We start from the raw sequence: 15,884 nt of genomic DNA on the forward strand, positions 1-15,884 counted from the left end.
CAGGGGAGCTTCATAATGGGCGACTGACAACAGTGAGAGCCGCCCATGCCCGCTACGCCACCCTCTACGTCCGCCACGCCCAGCACCGCGAGTGACCGGCCGTTCAAAACGATCGGCTTGATCGGTCGGCTGGGTAGCGACAAGGTCATCGACTCGCTCACCCGGCTGGTCGAGTACCTGACTGGCCACGACTATCATGTGCTGGTCGAAGACCGCACCGCGACCATGATCCCCTATCATGGCCAGCCCGAAACCAGCCGCCGAATGCTCGGCGAGCTTTGCGATCTGGTGATCGTGGTGGGCGGCGACGGCAGTCTTCTTGGCGCGGCGCGTACGCTTTGCCAAAGCGGCACGCTTATCCTGGGCGTCAACCGCGGGCGGCTGGGGTTTTTGACCGATATCTCGCCGGATGAACTGGAAACCCGAGTGGGGGAAGTGCTGGCGGGGGAGTTCGAGGTCGAACCGCGCTTTTTACTCGACGCCGTGCTTTATCGCGACGGCGTGGCGGTAGGGCACGGCGATGCGCTCAACGAGGTGGTGGTGCACCCGGGTAAAGCGGTGCGCATGATCGAGTTCGAGCTTTTCGTCGATGGCCAGTTCGTCTATAGCCAACGAAGCGATGGACTGATCGTCGCCACACCCACCGGCTCGACCGCCTACGCGCTCTCCGGGGGTGGGCCCATCATGCATCCCAAGCTCGATGTCATCACCCTGGTGCCCATGTTTCCCCATACGCTTTCCAGCCGGCCGATCGTGATCGACGCGGCCAGTGAAATCCGTATCCATATCGGCGAAACCAACCACTCCTACCCGCACGTCAGCTGCGACGGTCAGACCCGCGCGGTAGCCAAGGCCGGCGACGTGTTAGTGATTACCCGTAAGCCTGCTCGCGTCCAGCTGGTTCATCCGCTAGGGCACAACTACTACGATATTCTGCGCAGCAAGCTGGGCTGGAGCCACCGGCTGGGGGATTGATGAGTAACGGTTTTGATTTGATCGGCGACGTACACGGCTGCGGCGCTACGCTGGCCGCGCTGCTCGAAAAGCTTGGCTATAAAAAGCGGGAGGGTGTTTATTGCCACCCCACGCGCAAGGTGATCTTTCTGGGCGACCTGATCGACCGGGGCCCGCGCATCCGCCTGGCCGTGCAGATCGCGCGGCGAATGGTCGACGAGGGCCAGGCGTACATCGTGATGGGCAATCACGAACATCACGCCCTGGCCTACACTCAACCGGCGCCGGAAGGCAGCGGCCGGCGCTGGCTCAGAGAGCACTCGCCGCGCCACAACCGCATCATCGCCGATACCCTGGAGCAATACCGCGACCATACCAATGAATGGGAAGATACGCTCGCTTGGTTCAAGACCCTGCCGCTGTTTCTGGAAATGGAGGGCTTTCGCGTGGTTCACGCCTGCTGGGATGCGCCGTTGATCGAGGCACTCAAGGCGCGCTCACCCAACGCCTGCCTGGAGGATCGAATGCTCGAGGAGTCCGCGGACCCCTCCACCGAGGCGTTTCAGATCGTCGACCGGCTGACCCGCGGGCCGAATATTTCTCTGCCCGAGGGGGTCGCCATTCACTCCGGCGACGGCTTCACGCGCAAGAATTTTCGCGCCCACTTCTGGGCGGCCGACCCCCAACAGTGGGGCGACGTCGTGTTCCAGCCGGACAACCTGCCGGGCCACCTGGAGACCCGCCCGCTCAGCGAGCAAGAGCACGCGGGGTTGAGCTACTACGGCCCGGACGAGCCGGTGCTGTTTATCGGCCACTACTGGTGCGAGGGCATTCCGGCGCTGCCGGCGCGCAACATTGCCTGCCTGGACTACAGTGCCGTGAAGTACGGGCGGCTGGTGGCCTATCGGTTCGATGGCGAGCGGGAACTAAGCGCTGACCGCTTCGTATGGGTGGATGTCGAGCGGGAAGAGAACCGCCCCGTTTTAATGCGTTAGGCGCCGCTTTTTAATTCACGTTATTCATGGATACATAGAGAAACATCTTTTTTTGAAAAAATTGCTGAACTAACCCCGCTGCCGGCTATCAGAGTAAGTGTTCCCTTGAATGATCCCTTGCTTTAAGCCGGCGGCCCCCTCCGCCGGTTTTTTTATGCCTGTATAAAAGGCACCGCGCAGAGCAGACAGCCCCAATCGACCGTTTCACCCCGAGGGAGGTGTTATGCACCCTGTTATGCTGTTACCCGCTGACACCGATACCAGCGAGCTGCGCAAAGCGCTTTGGCACTACCGCATTGGCCACCGGTTCACCGAAGAGGCCGACGGCCTGGCGCTTTGGGTGGCCGACCCCCGCCAAAAAGATGAGCTGACCGCGCTTGTGCGCCGCTGGCAGCAGGGCGAACCCCTGGTGGTGGGGCCGCGCCCCCAAAGTGGCCAGGCCACCCAGGGGCTGAACCTTTTGCGTCGGCTGCCCGTTACCGCCCTCATCATCGGGCTAAGCCTGCTGGTGTTTTTACTGATGAACACCTTGGGTGATGGGGTGCTGGCCGGGCTCACCATCGTGCCCGTGGGCGTGGTCAATAACGCCCTGGTGGCCTCGGGGCTTGGCGAGACGCTGGCCACCGGCCAGTTGTGGCGGCTTTTGACCCCGGTGTTTTTGCACTTCAGTTTGATGCATCTGATTTTCAACTTGATGTGGGTATGGTACTTCGGCCGCCAGGTCGAGCTTTTACAGGGCAGTAAAACCATGCTGGCGCTGCTTTTAGTGGCGGGTGTCGGCTCGAACCTGGCCCAGTACGCCACCGGCACGGCGCTTTTTGGCGGCATGTCCGGCGTGGTTTACGCGCTGCTGGGCCACGTCTGGCTACTCTCGCGCAAACGCCCGCAAAGCGGTTTTTTCGTGCCCCACATGCTGGTCGTGTTCATGCTCGGCTGGATGGTGTTCACCATGACCTCGTTTGCCGGCTATTTGGGCTTTGGCAACGTGGCCAATGAAGCACACTTGGGCGGGCTACTCGTGGGGCTGGCGACAGGCTGGTACTATTGCGCCAAACGCCCCAAATCGATGCGTTAACGTTTACCAAGACTGGAGCCCTTTATGAGTGATATGAGCTTTGAGCGCATGATCGGTCAGATGACCCCGAGCATTTACGAAAGCCTGAAGCAGGCGGTGGCGCTGCGTAAATGGCCGGATGGGCGCTTTCTAACCGCCGAGCAGACCGAGCTCTGCCTGGAAGCGGTGATTCGCTTTGAGATCGAAAACAACGTGCCGGAAGAAAATCGAGTAGGCTATCTGGAGCGGCGCACTTGCGGGGCCGGGGCGACCGGCGCCGGCGTTTCACCGGATATGGCGGGCCTTGGCCGGGACGCTTCGAGTGACTGATCTGCTGGCCACTGAAGTACCCGGTATGGGCGGCAATCTCGTCAAAATGGCCGCCACGCTGTCGCCGGAACACCGCGTGGAATATCAGCTGCGCGCCGGCGGCCAGCATCTAGCGCTCAACGCGTATATCGGTAAGCCTTTGCGCCTCACTTGGCAGGGCCAAATCGACTGCACCCACTGCGGGCGCAAAACCAACAAGAGCTTCGCCCAGGGCTACTGCTATCCCTGCTTCAAGCGCCTGGCGCAGTGCGATACCTGCATCATGAAGCCGGAGACCTGCCACTACTTCCAGGGCACCTGCCGCGAGCCTGAGTGGGGCGAGGCGCACTGCTTCACCCCGCATATCGTGTATCTGGCCAACTCCTCCGGGCTCAAGGTGGGGATCACCCGCAAGACCAACATGCCGACCCGCTGGATCGACCAGGGGGCGATTCAGGCGTTGCCTATTCTGGAAGTCGCCACCCGCCAGCAGTCCGGTCTGGTGGAAGTGCTTTTCAAGGAGCACGTGTCGGATCGCACCAACTGGCGCGCCATGCTCAAGGGCGAGGTCGCCGAGCTCGATCTTTTGCATGAGCGCGACCGGCTTTTCGAAGCCGTCGAAGAGGGCTTGGCCGCGCTACGCGCGGAACATGGCGATGAGGCGATCAAGGCCCTCGACGAAACCCCGCTGGATATTCACTACCCGGTCGACGTTTTCCCGCAAAAAATCGCCTCGCACAACCTCGACAAGACCCCGGTGGTCGAAGGCGTGCTTCACGGCGTTAAAGGCCAGTACCTGATACTCGACACCGGCGTAATTAATTTACGCAAATTCACGGGTTACCGCGTCAGCGTTGACTGGCCAGGCTAGCCAGCCCGCCACGAGTTGGCTAAGGTAAGGGGAGTCTTCACGTGCCCGACCGGCCCTTGAGAGGCGGGGGGGCGTGAACGCTGGTAGCGACGTCACCGTCAGGGTGAAGCGCTTTGCTGGCTTGGTCCTTTTGAGGGACCCGGTTCATTTCCATCGTTTGCGTGCTTTTGTATTCAAAAGCGCTTTTTTGCATTGCAAGGACGCCGTGATGCCCTGGTTAAAACTCTTACATATTGCTGCTCTGGTCATTTGGTGCGGCTCGCTTTTGTATCTTCCGGCGCTTCTCAACCAGGCACTGGTGCTGCGTAAAGATGCCGGGTTCGCCCAGGGCACGCCGCCGATGCCGCGCTTTTTCTATAACACCGTTGCCACCCCCGCGGCGCTTTTGGCGATCGGCTCGGGGACGCTGCTGTTTTTAGTGCACGGTTTGATGGGCGGCTGGCTGATCTTGAAGCTGGGCGCGGTGGTCATGATGGTCGCCGCCCACGGCGCCTTTGGCTGGCTGATTCTGCGCCTGGAGATGGGCGTTTACAGCGGCGTTAAAATGGCAACGCTAGCGGGGCTTTTGCTCAGCGTGTTGGGAATCGTGGGCGTACTGGGGTTCGTGCTGGCCAAGCCCCTGGCGTGGGGCTAGCCTTTCTGCGCGGCGGCCTGCATTCAGGGCCACACGGTGGTTTACTCTTCGACATCGACGCCCACGGCGTGTTCGTAAACGAGTTGCCCGCCGAGCCAGCCGGCAAGCGCAATCAAACCGCCCGTGACCAGCGACACCGCGAGCCCCCAAGGCAGAATGGCTTCCGGGGAGTTGAGGCGCAATAGCCAGTTTAGCGAGGCAAGCGACAGCATCACGACCGCGACGATGGCGTGGCTCCAGCCGGTAATCAGGCGGCGGATACGCGCTACCGACACCAGGTCGATGATACCGGCAATCGAGGCGATCCAGCCGCCGAAGGCACCTACGCCGGCAAGCCACAGGCCGGTACGCGCCCAGAAAGGATCGCCGGTATACCAGTAAGCCAGATCATTGGCGACCAGCGCCATCAAGGCCGCCACCGGAAAATGGATCATGACAGGATGGAGCGGATGCCCGGCTAACGAGGCGCGGCTTCTTATCGAACGTTGAGGGGTGGATGCCATGGACACTTCCTGTGGGCAGACAAAGGGAATGAGTATATGAGGGAACGTAACGGCGCGACGCCCCAAGGACGTATTCAACGCGTATCGCGGCGGTGGGTCAACCTGGCCCCGTTAACGCTAGCGTTGGTAGCACTATCATTGTTGACGGGCTGCGCCGGGGATCACTCCATTTTGAATCCTGCGGGCCCGGCGGCGCGGGATATTCTTTTGATCTGGTGGGTCATGCTCGGGTTCGCTACCGTCGTGCTGGTGGCCGTGACCGCACTTTGGCTCTACACCTTTACCGCGAGGGACGTGACCCGCACCCCGGCCCAGGAGCGGCGTATCGGCCGGCGCTGGATCATCGGCGGCGGCATCATCCTGCCGGTGGTGACGGTCATCGCGCTTTTGATGTTTGGCGTACCGACCGGCAAGCGGCTTTTACCGCTGCCGCTGGACGAGCCGCCGGAAGTCATCGAAGTAGTGGGGCACCAGTGGTGGTGGGAAGTGCGCTACCCCGGCGCCGAGGGCGGCGAGGTCGTGACCTCCAATCAATTGGTCATGCCCGCCGGCGAGCCGGTGGATTTTCACGTGACCGCCGCGGATGTCATCCACGGCTTCTGGATTCCCAGACTTGGCGGCAAGATCGATATGCTCCCGGGCCGGGTCAACCGTATCCGCCTGGAGGCCGACGAGCCGGGCGTGTTCGGCGCGCAGTGCGCCGAGCTTTGCGGTGTGGGCCATGCTCATATGCATCTTCACGTCGAAGCGCTGCCCCGGGACGAGTACGAGGCCTGGCTTGCGGCGCGCCAGGAAGAAACACTGGCCGAGCTTGCTGTCAGTGACGCCGCTTTCGCCGAGGCCCGGGAAAACTTCACTACTTTCTGCTCGAGCTGCCATCAGGTGGCGGGCATGAGCGTGAGCAATATCGGGCCCAACCTTTCTGACCTGGGCGGGCGAGCAATGCTCGGCGCCGGCGCCATGGCGATGGAAGAGGGCGCGGTCTATCAGTGGCTGAGAAATCATCAAACGTTAAAGCCTGGAAACAAGATGCCGCGACACGACGATCTGGATAACGACACGCTCGAAGACCTGGGTGCCTGGCTGGAGACTTTAACCCCATGACAACGATTAATCGTCAAGCGACGCCTCAGGACCCGCAAGACCCTCGCTCGCTGCACGAGGACCTGCACGAGATTTGGGGTAATCCTCGGGGCATCAAGGCGCTCACCATCGTCAACCACACCACCCTGGGTCTGCGTTTCATGATCACGGGTATGGCGTTTTTCCTGCTCGGCGGCATTTTATCGATGCTGATACGCACGCAGCTCGCCACGCCCGACCAGAACTTCATGACGCCGGATATCTACAGCCAGGTCACCACCATGCACGGCACGGTGATGATGTTCCTGTTCGCGATTCCCGTGCTCGAGGGCCTGGCGATCTACATGATCCCCAAGATGATCGGCGCCCGGGACCTGGTATGCCCGCGGCTGACCTCGCTTGGCTATTTTTGCTATCTGTTCGGCGGCATCATCCTGGCCTCGAGCCTGGTGATCGAAATGGCGCCCGACGCCGGCTGGTTCATGTACACGCCGCTTTCGAGCAGCGAGTACTCCCCGGGGCTGGGGTCGGATTTCTGGCTTCTGGGCATTACGTTCGTCGAAATCTCGGCGCTTTCGGCCGGTGTCGAAATCGTCGTTTCGATTCTGCGCACCCGGACCCAAGGCATGGCGCTTCACAAGATGCCTTTGTTTGCCTGGTACATTCTGGCCATGGCGCTAATGATCGTGGTCGGTTTCCCGCCGCTGATTCTAGGCAGTATCCTGCTCGAGCTCGAACGCGCCGTGGGCATGCCGTTTTTCGAGGTGGCCGGCGGCGGCGACCCGCTTTTGTGGCAACACCTTTTCTGGCTTTTCGGCCATCCGGAGGTGTACATCATTTTCCTGCCCGCGGCCGGGATTATTTCGACCCTGATTCCGGTCTTTGCCGGCCGGCCGATCGTGGGCTACGGCTGGGTGGTGTTCGCGATCATCGTCACCGGCTTCATTAGTTTTGGCTTGTGGGTTCACCACATGTTCACGGTGGGAATACCCCAGCTCGCTCAGGCGTTTTTCTCGGCGGCGAGTATGCTGGTGGCGGTGCCCACCGCGATTCAGGTATTCGTCTGGTTGGCCACGCTTTGGCTGGGTAAACCCAAATTCAAGCTGCCCATGCTCTGGGTGCTGGGCTTTTTGATCATTTTCGTCTGCGGTGGTTTGACCGGGGTGATGCTCGCGCTGGTGCCGTTCAACTGGCAGGTGCACGATACCCACTTCGTGGTTGCGCACATGCACTACGTACTGGTCGGCGGCATGCTTTTCCCGCTGATGGCCGGGTTCTACTACTGGTTACCGCTTTTCTCCGGGCGCATGCCGTCGGAAACCATCGGCCGCTGGGGCTTCTGGCTGACGTTCTTGGGCTTCAACGGCACCTTCCTGATCATGCACTGGACTGGGCTTTTGGGCATGCCGCGGCGTATCTATACCTACGAAGGGGGTAATGGCTGGGAGATCTTCAACCTGCTTTCTTCTGTGGCGAGCTTCGTAATGTCGGCGGGTATCGCCATGGTGCTGATCGATATCGCGCTGCACTTTCGTTTCGGCAAGCCCGCCAAGCACAATCCCTGGGGCGCCGATACGCTGGAGTGGGCCAACAGCCTGCCACCCAGCGCCTATAACTTCGTCAGTCTGCCCAACATCGAAACGCGCCACCCGCTTTGGGACAACCCGAACCTGCCGCAGACCATGGCAGAGGGCAAACACGGCCTGGCGATCGCCTCTCACGGGCGCCGCGAAATGTGGGGCAGCGACTCGATTACCGGCAAGGTGCGCGAAATCGTTCACCTGCCCGGTAACTCCTGGTGGCCGTTTCTCGCCGCGTTGGCGCTGGCCGTCGTGTGTATCAGCCTGCTAACGCGGGTATACGCGCTCGCCGCGGTGTTCGTGATCGTTGCCAGCGTGTTTTTGCTGCGCTGGGCCTGGGAGAACGGTGCCCATCCCAAGGCCGCCCCGGACGCCGAGGTCAACGAAGGCGATCCGCCGCTTCACTCGCGCACCATGAGCGGCCCGGGCGTTTGGGCCATGGCAACGTTTTCGATCGCCAATGGCTCGTTTTTCCTCTCTTATCTGTTTGGCTGGTTCTATCTATGGACCGTCTCGCCGCAGTGGCGCATGCCGGAGGTTTCGCCGCTTTCGCTGGTGGTACTGGTGGTGGCCGGGCTGGCGCTCACTTTGGGGGCCGGGGTGATGGAGAAGCTGGTTCGCGGGCTTCGCCGCCAGCGCGATAAAGGCTTGATGAGCGGCTTCTATCTCAGCGCGCTGCTGGGCGCGGTTCAGGTAGGGCTGATCATATGGTCCCTGTTCACCGCCGGGCTTGCCCCGACCGAAACGAGCCACGATGCGATACTGCTGGTCGGGCTCGTTTACGCGCTGTTCCACGGTGGCCTGGCGATGATCTTGTCCGCCATGCAGGGGCTTCGCGTCCACTATGGCTACGTGGGCCGTCACGCGCCCTTCGAGCCCGCGGTGGTGGTGCAGCTTTGGCGCTACAACGTGGTGACGTTCTGGGTGCTGGTCGGCGCGCTTGGCGTGCTGCCCCGGGTCATTGGAGGCTAATTGAATGCAAACCGCTTTTCGACGACTTCACCTGACCCATCCCGCCCATCTGGTGGTTGGCTTGACGCTCTGGAGTATCTGGTTCGTCGCGGTGTATGGCGGCCTCTCGGTTGCCTGCGCCGTGGCGCCGCCGGCGCCGGACCAGGGAGCGATGACCGGGCTCAACCTGGGGCTGGGGCTTTTCAGCGTGCTAACCACACTTGCCCTGCTATGGCTGACCTGGGCGGGCTGGCAGGTGGGCAAAGAGCACACCGGGCGGCCGCGGTTTCACGCGCTGGTCTCCGCCGGGCTTTATCTGTTTTCTGCGTTCGGGGTGGTCTTTGCCGGCATGCCGATCATCGGCGTGCCGCCCTGCTTGTAAGCCTTGCTGGGCCATCGATACCATGAGCCGCGACCTACCCGGCGCTGAAACCACCGCGCTTTATAGCCTTCACGGCATGTGGTGCACCAGCTGTGCGCTGGCCGTCGAGGGCGTGCTAAAGCGCGCTACCGGTATCTCGGCGGCCAGCGTTCACTACCCAACAGCCACGGTGTGGGTAAAAGGCGAGGCGGGCGCCGCGGCGCTCTCGACACTGGCCCCGAAAGTCGCGCGCATCGGCTATCGGATAAGCGAACTCGAGGCGGTTCAGGATGCCGCCGAGCGTCTCGAAAAAGAGAGCCGCTACCTAAGCCTTCGCCTGATGGTGGCGGCGGTATTTGGTATGTGGACGATGCTCGCCTCTATCCTGATCTACGCAGGGGCGGTGCCGGTGGGGCGGGTCGAAACCGTCATGGCCTGGGTCTCCGGCGCCTTTGCGCTGCCCGTGGTGTTTTATTCGGGAATCCCTTTCTACCGCGCCGGCTTTCGTACGCTGCTTGCAAGGCGCCCAGGCATGGACGTACTGGTAAGCCTGGGCGTGCTGGGCGCGGTGGCCGTGTCGGGCTGGCTTCTTTGGCGCGGCTCGATCGAGGTGTACTTCGATACCGCCGTCATGCTGATCGCGCTTTTGCTGGTGGGGCGCCTTGCCGAAACCCTTTGCCGCCAGCGCGGGCTGAAGGCCTTCGACGCTCTGGCGCTTCCCGAAGGCGGCGTGACCCTTGACCGGGACGGCGGCCCCCAAACCTTCGCGCTCAACGAGGCGCGCCCCGGCGACACCCTGCTTTTAGCGCGCGGCGACACCCTGCTGTTGGACGCCACTTTAAAGGCGCCTGGCTGGTTCGATACCGCCACGCTCTCCGGGGAAAGCGTGCCGCGCTACTTTTACAGTGGCCAGCATGTGTACGCGGGCTATCGCTACCTGGCCGGTGGCGCTAAAGATCACACTATAGCGCTTTGCGTTACCGCCGCCGCCGGTGAGCGGCGCGTGGATCGTTTGTGCGAGCAAATGCGGCTTTTACAAACCCAAAAGGGCGAGCTTCATAAGCTCGCCGACCGTTTCGCCGCTTGGCTGAGCCCGGCGGCGCTGCTGCTTGCGCTGATGACCCTGCCAGCGGCGGCTATTCTGGGCGCCGGTTGGGAAGAGGCGGTGGTTCGTGCGCTTTCAGTGCTGGTCGTCGCCTGCCCTTGTGCGGTGGGGCTTGCCGTACCCCTGGCAACGCTTGCCGGCAGCGGCCAGGCCATGCAAAGCGGGGTTGCGATAAGAGACCCCGCCGCCTTCGAGGTGCTGGCTCAAGTGCGCGCTGTCGCTTTCGATAAAACCGGCACGCTCACGGCCAATAAGCATCGCGTGGTACATTTCGCGCTTCGCGAAGCCTCCTTCCCCCAGGATTTTTACTCAAAGCTGACCGCGAGCGCGCGCCAAAGCGAGCACCCGTTAAGCCTTGGGCTTTTACGCTGGGCAAGTGGGTTCGAGCCTCAGGATACCGAGCAAGGCACCAGCGCGATTGCCCGTGTAGAAGAGTCCGCCGGCGCCGGGCGCACCGTCGAGTTCGAAAGCGGCGAGCACTGGCGGCTGGGCAGTGCCGCCTGGCTTGGCGAACAAGGCGTGGCGCTGGCGGACAGTGCCGCCCACTCCGATTACGCCTTCGCCTCCCAGGTCGTACTGGCCGACCGCTCGGGCTGGTTGGCTACTTTTTATCTGGCCGACCCGGCGGTCGAAGACGCAAAAGAAAGCCTGGAGGAGTTGCATCGTCTGGGGTATCTGACCGCGCTGATCAGCGGCGACCGCCAGGGGGCGGTGGGCTGGCTGGGCAAGGAGGTCGGCTTCGCCCCGAACGCTTGCTACGCCCAGCGCTCGCCGGAGGCGAAAGCCCAGCTACTGGCCGGGCTCGCCTCACCGGTTCTTTACGTAGGCGACGGCGTTAACGATACGCTCAGCCTGGCCGCCGCCGGGGTAGGGGTTGCGCCCATGCAGGCAAGCGAGGCCGCCCGCGAGGGCGCAGCGGCCCAACTTTTGACGCCGGGCATCGGCGGGGTGGTGCGCCTGCTCGCCATTGCCAAACGCACTCGCCGGGTGATGCTTCAAAATCTGGCGTTCTCGGCGCTTTATAACACCCTGGCGCTAGGGCTGGTGGTGGTCATGGCGATACCGCCGTTGGCGGCGGTGCTTGCCATGGCGGCAAGCTCTTTAAGCGTCACGCTCAATGCTGCCCGCCTGGCCTGGGCCGAGCCCGAAGAGGCGCCACCACCGTCGTCAGGTGCTACTATAGGTAACCCAGCACTTGGCCCAGCCGCTCGGCGTTCGCCTTAACCCAGCGCGCATCGATAGGGCCCCAGGTCTCGATCACGTAACGGCCGATATTGTGGCGCTCGCCCTCGAGGTTGTGAAACACGCAGCGAATATCCAGCTCGCCCAGGGATGCGATGGTGTCCTGGGCGGTACGCCGCGGCATGCCGGTGGCACTGATCAGTTCGGGCACGCTGCCCGCGCCTTCGCTGATCAGGTGGGCGGTATACAGGCGGCGGTAAAAACTGAGCTGGGTCTTGCTGGGCGTGTCGGTCATGAAGGTCTGCCAGTGGAAGTCGCTGAAAAGATAAGGTGAATATACAGAGCATGCCTATAAAGCGCAGGAATATACAGCCCATGAGCATGGCTAGCCTATCGAGGGAGCGAACGTAACCGCATGACCCGTATTATATCTTTCGTTGAGGATCAGCTTCTTTTGTTGGTCGTGGTCGCCGCCGCCCTGGGGCTGATGGTGCCCGAAACCGGGCTTTTACTCGAACCCGCTATCGGGGTCTTGCTGGCACTTTTGATGTTTATCATCAGCCTGACCTTCGATGCCCACGACGTGCGAAAGGTGATGCGCAAACCCTCGCGGCCGTTGTTGGCGCTAGGGCTCGTCTATGGGCCGATGTCGCTTGTCGGATGGCTGACCGGGCGGCTATTTTTCGGAAGCGGCCCCTTGGCGGCGGGGCAGATGCTGCTGGGCACCTTGCCAACGGATGTGTCATCGCCGTTATTGGTGCTCATGGCGCGGGGTAACGTGGCGTTGGCGGCCGTGTTTAACGCCATCAATACCGCGCTTTCGCCGTTCATCGTGCCCGTTTTGTTTTTGTGGCTAACGGGCATTCAGCTAGAGGTTCCTCTAGGGGCGATCATCGTCGAGCTGGTGTTGATCGTTTTACTACCCACGGTGTTGGGTGTCACCTTGCGCACGATGTTCACGGGCTTTTTAGCGCGTTTCGACGCCACCTATGCAGGCCTTGGCTCCAGCGTCTACCTGTTGATACTGCTGGCCGTGGTCGGGCCCAACGCCGAGACCATCATCGGCTACGGCGCGTACGCTTTCGTGATCGCGGGCGCGGCGCTTTGTCTGAACCTTGCGGGCTACCTGGTCGGCATGGCCTCGCGGCTGGTCACGCGTGACCGCAAGGAGATCATCACTTACCTGTTCACCGTTAGCAAAAAGGAGTTCAGCATTGCCGCGGCGTTCGTGGCGGCCTCCGGTTTGCCCTCGGAAGTCGCGATTCCCGCTGCCTTCTTTGCGGTGATTCAGATGATCACCTCACCCATCGCGGCCAAAATACTGGCGCGGGGCTGAAAACCTGTTTAAACGACGGTGAAATAATCAACTCAGAAGGACGCTGGTCACTTTATTGTCATTGGTTGTCGGTCATGCTGGGTAAAGCTTAGTCAGAGAGCGAGCACGCTTTACTTCCTACTGAGGGTAAGACGATGACCGAAGCGACGACAAGCGTAGCCGATCATACTACGCGCGACGATGAAGAAAGCAGTGCGCGAGGTGGGCGAGCCACGCATTGGCTAACGCTGCTTTTGCTGATTTATTGCCTTATTTGTGCGGTTTCGGTGATCGGCGACGGTTTCAGCACCGCCACGGGCGGCCAGGCCGAGCAGCTTTTCGAGTTCGCCACCAACCCCTTGGTGGGGCTCATGGTCGGTATCGTGGCCACCTCGTTGATTCAGTCCTCCTCGACGGTAACCTCCATTATCGTGGCCATGGTGGCCGGGGGCTTGCCGGTGGCGATCGCCGTGCCGATGGTCATGGGCGCCAATATCGGCACTACCATGACCAATACCTTGGTGAGCCTGGGGCACGTGCGCAATAAAGACGAGTTTCGCCGCGCTTTCGCCGCGGCCACGGTGCACGACTTTTTCAATTTTCTGGCGGTGGCGATTCTACTGCCGCTGGAAATACTCTTTAGCCCGCTGGAGCGTATAGCGCTGCAAGTAGCCGAGCTTTTCTACGGTGATGCGGATTTGTCGATCGAGAACGCGGACCTGCTGGGTTTTGCCACCGACCCCGTCACGGGCTCGGTAGAGAGCCTGGTCTCAGGGCTGCCTACCATACTCGGCGGCATCGTGATGATCGCGATCGGCATTACAGCCATCTTTTTATCCATTCGCTACATTGGCAAACTGCTCAAGAAACTGATGGTGGGTCGTGCCAAGCGCATCATGAATAATGCCATCGGCCGTGGCCCGGTAACCGGCGTCATCTCCGGCACGCTGGTGACCATTCTGGTACAGTCCTCGTCGACCACGACCAGCTTGATGGTCCCGCTGGCGGGCTCCGGCACCTTTACGTTAAGGCAGATCTACCCCTTCACCCTGGGCGGGAACGTCGGTACCACCTTTACCGCTTTGCTGGCCGCAACCGCCGTGAGTGGCGAGCACGCTATGCTGGCGTTGGAAATCGCCCTGGTTCATCTCTTCTTCAACCTCTTTGCCATCCTCATCATCGGCGGCCTGCCGTTTTTACGCCTGCTGCCCGTCAAGGGGGCCCGGCGGCTCGGCGACCTGGCCGCCGAGCGTAAAACATTGGCGGCCGCCTGGGTGCTGGGTGCTTTCGTTGCGCTGCCCGCAGCGCTCATTGCCATTACGACGATGCTAGGATAACGCCATGAGTTTTGAACAACGCCTCGAAAGCACATCAACCGCCGAGCTCAAGGCCATGTTGAACGACTCCGCCGAACTGATAGAGGAGATCAGAACCGAGCTCGCCGCCCGTGAGGACCAGCACCGCGAGATCGAGTCGGTGGATACGCTCATTCACGAGGCCCGGCCCAGGCTTCAGGAAATTCGCGGCTTTTTTGCACTGGTGCTCAGCGAGCTACGCGAACGCCGTGGCGAGCGCTGATATTCAGCGCATGCAAGGCCCTTCTGAAGTTTCGCCATCACCGAGATGATCTTCTGGGGTGGCGACCCAGGGCGCGGGCGATCGCCCCCGGTTTTCGATGATGTAGCGGCAGACAAACTGGCAAAGACGACACGGCGTCCTTGTCACCAGGATGTCACGTTGATGGTGCAGGCTAAAGCGTTGAGCGCTTTGATGCGTATAAGCCGCTGGAGCGTCTCGCCATGGTAGAGACGGCCAGGCGCCGGGCAGAGAGTAACGTCATGTACCATCAACAAAAAATACGACGCGGCCAACTGGGGCAATGGCTGGCGCTTGCGCTGCTCGTTTATTTTCTGATTTGTGCGGTATCCATCGTCGGCGAGGGTTTCCAGCTGGCCCTGGGCGATCAAGCCGAACAACTCTTCGCCTTTGCCACCAACCCCTTCGTGGGGCTGATGATCGGCATTATCACGACGGCGCTGATTCAATCCTCCTCCACGGTCACCTCTGTGATTGTCGGTATGGTCGCCGGCGGGCTGCCCGTGGCCTTGGCGGTGCCCATGATCATGGGCGCCAATGTGGGCACCACCTTGACCAGCACCCTGGTAAGCCTTGGCCATGTGAAAGACGATAACGCGTTTCGTCGCGCCTTTGCCGCCGCGACGATGCACGACTTTTTCAACCTGTTAGCGGTCGCCATCCTGCTGCCCATCGAGATTCTATTCAGCCCGCTGGAGCGCCTGGCCGAACGCGTGGCGGTGCTCTTTTACGGCGATGCAGACCTTTCCCTCGAGCGCGTCAATTTCGTCGGTCAGGCGACCGATCCGGTCGCGGATTTTGTGGCGAGTGCGCTTTCGCGTCTTCCGGAGGTGGCGTTGGGCGCCGCCCTGATCCTCGTGGGGGTCGCGATGATCTTTCTTACCATTCGCTACATCGGCAAGCTGTTATCAAGGCTGATGGTCGGGCGCGCCCGGCAGATCATGCTCAGCGCCATCGGGCGCGGCTCGATCACCGGCGTTATGTCCGGCGCGCTGGTGACGATACTGGTGCAGTCTTCGTCGACGACCACCAGCCTGACGGTGCCCATGGCCGGCTCCGGGGCGTTTACCCTACGCCAAATCTATCCCTTCACGATTGGCAGTAACCTGGGGACCACCATGACCGCGCTGCTCGCGGCGACGGCCATCAGTGGCCCCACGGCGCTGCTGGCGTTGGAAATCGCGCTGGTGCACCTGCTGTTCAACGTGTTTGCCGTGCTGATTATCGGCACAGTACCGTTTTTACGCCTGCTGCCGGTCAAAGGTGCCCAGTGGCTGGGCCGGGCCAGCGTCGAGCGCAAAGAGGTCGCTGGTATGTGGATGCTGGGCGTGTTTATCGCGCTGCCCGCCTTGTTGATTGCCATTACCGTCATAGCCGGATAACGCCCTGAA

At 61.6% G+C, this 15,884-nt stretch carries 16 protein-coding genes; 14 read left to right on the top strand and 2 right to left on the bottom strand.

Annotation, left to right across the window (positions count from 1 at the left end; translation table 11 throughout):
• The first annotated feature begins 45 nt into the window (after positions 1 to 45).
• The 6 genes from ACWHRL_RS06165 to ACWHRL_RS06190 all read left to right on the top strand — a co-directional run bounded on the left by ACWHRL_RS06165 (position 46) and on the right by ACWHRL_RS06190 (position 4,817).
• Complete coding sequence (locus ACWHRL_RS06165) at positions 46 to 975, top strand: NAD(+) kinase (RefSeq protein ID WP_447528368.1); 930 nt, start codon at positions 46 to 48, stop codon at positions 973 to 975.
• On the top strand, positions 975 to 1,949 hold the full coding sequence (locus ACWHRL_RS06170; RefSeq protein ID WP_447895646.1) for a metallophosphoesterase: 975 nt from the start codon (positions 975 to 977) through the stop codon (positions 1,947 to 1,949). The genes ACWHRL_RS06165 and ACWHRL_RS06170 overlap by 1 nt, the downstream gene beginning before the upstream one ends.
• A 223-nt stretch (positions 1,950 to 2,172) precedes the next feature.
• Entirely contained in the window at positions 2,173 to 3,024 is an 852-nt protein-coding gene (locus ACWHRL_RS06175; protein WP_447895648.1) for a rhomboid family intramembrane serine protease, read from the top strand.
• 24 nt (positions 3,025 to 3,048) lie between these two features.
• Entirely contained in the window at positions 3,049 to 3,333 is a 285-nt protein-coding gene (locus ACWHRL_RS06180) for a YeaC family protein (RefSeq protein ID WP_447528371.1), read from the top strand.
• A gap of 46 nt (positions 3,334 to 3,379) precedes the next feature.
• On the top strand, positions 3,380 to 4,183 hold the full coding sequence (locus tag ACWHRL_RS06185) for a DUF2797 domain-containing protein (RefSeq protein WP_447896151.1): 804 nt from the start codon (positions 3,380 to 3,382) through the stop codon (positions 4,181 to 4,183).
• 208 nt (positions 4,184 to 4,391) lie between these two features.
• Positions 4,392 to 4,817, top strand: a complete 426-nt coding sequence (locus ACWHRL_RS06190; RefSeq protein WP_447895649.1) for a CopD family protein — start codon at positions 4,392 to 4,394, stop codon at positions 4,815 to 4,817.
• A gap of 41 nt (positions 4,818 to 4,858) precedes the next feature.
• Here ACWHRL_RS06190 and ACWHRL_RS06195 read toward each other — a convergent pair whose 3' ends face one another.
• Positions 4,859 to 5,320, bottom strand: coding sequence for a DUF2231 domain-containing protein (locus ACWHRL_RS06195; protein WP_447528373.1), 462 nt, complete (start codon positions 5,318 to 5,320; stop codon positions 4,859 to 4,861).
• A gap of 36 nt (positions 5,321 to 5,356) precedes the next feature.
• Here ACWHRL_RS06195 and coxB point away from each other — a divergent pair, with 36 nt between their 5' ends.
• From coxB to ACWHRL_RS06215, 4 genes are read left to right on the top strand one after another with little or no spacing between them, the layout of a single operon-like run.
• Positions 5,357 to 6,424 (top strand): cytochrome c oxidase subunit II, encoded by a 1,068-nt coding sequence (gene coxB / locus ACWHRL_RS06200; RefSeq protein ID WP_447895650.1) that lies wholly within the window; start codon positions 5,357 to 5,359, stop codon positions 6,422 to 6,424.
• Complete coding sequence (gene ctaD, locus ACWHRL_RS06205; protein WP_447895651.1) at positions 6,421 to 8,955, top strand: cytochrome c oxidase subunit I; 2,535 nt, start codon at positions 6,421 to 6,423, stop codon at positions 8,953 to 8,955. Before coxB ends, ctaD begins: the two co-directional genes overlap by 4 nt.
• A gap of 4 nt (positions 8,956 to 8,959) precedes the next feature.
• A complete protein-coding gene (locus ACWHRL_RS06210) occupies positions 8,960 to 9,316 on the top strand; it encodes a hypothetical protein (protein ID WP_447895652.1) in 357 nt (118 codons plus the stop codon).
• 22 nt (positions 9,317 to 9,338) lie between these two features.
• Positions 9,339 to 11,624 (top strand): heavy metal translocating P-type ATPase, encoded by a 2,286-nt coding sequence (locus ACWHRL_RS06215; RefSeq protein ID WP_447895653.1) that lies wholly within the window; start codon positions 9,339 to 9,341, stop codon positions 11,622 to 11,624.
• Here the strand turns inward: ACWHRL_RS06215 and ACWHRL_RS06220 are convergent.
• A complete protein-coding gene (locus ACWHRL_RS06220; protein ID WP_447895654.1) occupies positions 11,578 to 11,877 on the bottom strand; it encodes a helix-turn-helix domain-containing protein in 300 nt (99 codons plus the stop codon). The two genes, ACWHRL_RS06215 and ACWHRL_RS06220, sit on opposite strands and share 47 nt — an antisense overlap.
• 120 nt (positions 11,878 to 11,997) lie before the next feature.
• On the opposite strand from ACWHRL_RS06220, the gene ACWHRL_RS06225 reads away from it, so the two are divergent.
• From ACWHRL_RS06225 to ACWHRL_RS06240, 4 genes are all read left to right on the top strand, one after another.
• Positions 11,998 to 12,918, top strand: a complete 921-nt coding sequence (locus ACWHRL_RS06225) for a bile acid:sodium symporter family protein (RefSeq protein ID WP_447895655.1) — start codon at positions 11,998 to 12,000, stop codon at positions 12,916 to 12,918.
• A gap of 134 nt (positions 12,919 to 13,052) precedes the next feature.
• On the top strand, positions 13,053 to 14,234 hold the full coding sequence (locus ACWHRL_RS06230; RefSeq protein WP_447895656.1) for a Na/Pi symporter: 1,182 nt from the start codon (positions 13,053 to 13,055) through the stop codon (positions 14,232 to 14,234).
• A 4-nt stretch (positions 14,235 to 14,238) separates the two neighbouring features.
• Positions 14,239 to 14,475, top strand: coding sequence for a hypothetical protein (locus ACWHRL_RS06235; protein ID WP_447895657.1), 237 nt, complete (start codon positions 14,239 to 14,241; stop codon positions 14,473 to 14,475).
• Between the two features lie 260 nt (positions 14,476 to 14,735).
• Positions 14,736 to 15,875: a Na/Pi symporter gene (locus tag ACWHRL_RS06240; RefSeq protein ID WP_447895658.1), complete on the top strand. Its 1,140-nt coding sequence runs from the start codon at positions 14,736 to 14,738 to the stop codon at positions 15,873 to 15,875.
• Positions 15,876 to 15,884: the final 9 nt, after the last annotated feature.

It is taken from the genome of Vreelandella sp. GE22 (assembly GCF_968212445.1).

Coding starts and splice junctions, on each gene's coding strand:
- ACWHRL_RS06165 (WP_447528368.1), top strand. CDS start 46: ATGCCCGCTACGCCACCCTCTACGTCCGCCACGCCCAGCACCGCGAGT.
- ACWHRL_RS06170 (WP_447895646.1), top strand. CDS start 975: ATGAGTAACGGTTTTGATTTGATCGGCGACGTACACGGCTGCGGCGCT.
- ACWHRL_RS06175 (WP_447895648.1), top strand. CDS start 2,173: ATGCACCCTGTTATGCTGTTACCCGCTGACACCGATACCAGCGAGCTG.
- ACWHRL_RS06180 (WP_447528371.1), top strand. CDS start 3,049: ATGAGTGATATGAGCTTTGAGCGCATGATCGGTCAGATGACCCCGAGC.
- ACWHRL_RS06185 (WP_447896151.1), top strand. CDS start 3,380: ATGGCCGCCACGCTGTCGCCGGAACACCGCGTGGAATATCAGCTGCGC.
- ACWHRL_RS06190 (WP_447895649.1), top strand. CDS start 4,392: ATGCCCTGGTTAAAACTCTTACATATTGCTGCTCTGGTCATTTGGTGC.
- ACWHRL_RS06195 (WP_447528373.1), bottom strand. CDS start 5,320: ATGGCATCCACCCCTCAACGTTCGATAAGAAGCCGCGCCTCGTTAGCC.
- coxB (WP_447895650.1), top strand. CDS start 5,357: ATGAGGGAACGTAACGGCGCGACGCCCCAAGGACGTATTCAACGCGTA.
- ctaD (WP_447895651.1), top strand. CDS start 6,421: ATGACAACGATTAATCGTCAAGCGACGCCTCAGGACCCGCAAGACCCT.
- ACWHRL_RS06210 (WP_447895652.1), top strand. CDS start 8,960: ATGCAAACCGCTTTTCGACGACTTCACCTGACCCATCCCGCCCATCTG.
- ACWHRL_RS06215 (WP_447895653.1), top strand. CDS start 9,339: ATGAGCCGCGACCTACCCGGCGCTGAAACCACCGCGCTTTATAGCCTT.
- ACWHRL_RS06220 (WP_447895654.1), bottom strand. CDS start 11,877: ATGACCGACACGCCCAGCAAGACCCAGCTCAGTTTTTACCGCCGCCTG.
- ACWHRL_RS06225 (WP_447895655.1), top strand. CDS start 11,998: ATGACCCGTATTATATCTTTCGTTGAGGATCAGCTTCTTTTGTTGGTC.
- ACWHRL_RS06230 (WP_447895656.1), top strand. CDS start 13,053: ATGACCGAAGCGACGACAAGCGTAGCCGATCATACTACGCGCGACGAT.
- ACWHRL_RS06235 (WP_447895657.1), top strand. CDS start 14,239: ATGAGTTTTGAACAACGCCTCGAAAGCACATCAACCGCCGAGCTCAAG.
- ACWHRL_RS06240 (WP_447895658.1), top strand. CDS start 14,736: ATGTACCATCAACAAAAAATACGACGCGGCCAACTGGGGCAATGGCTG.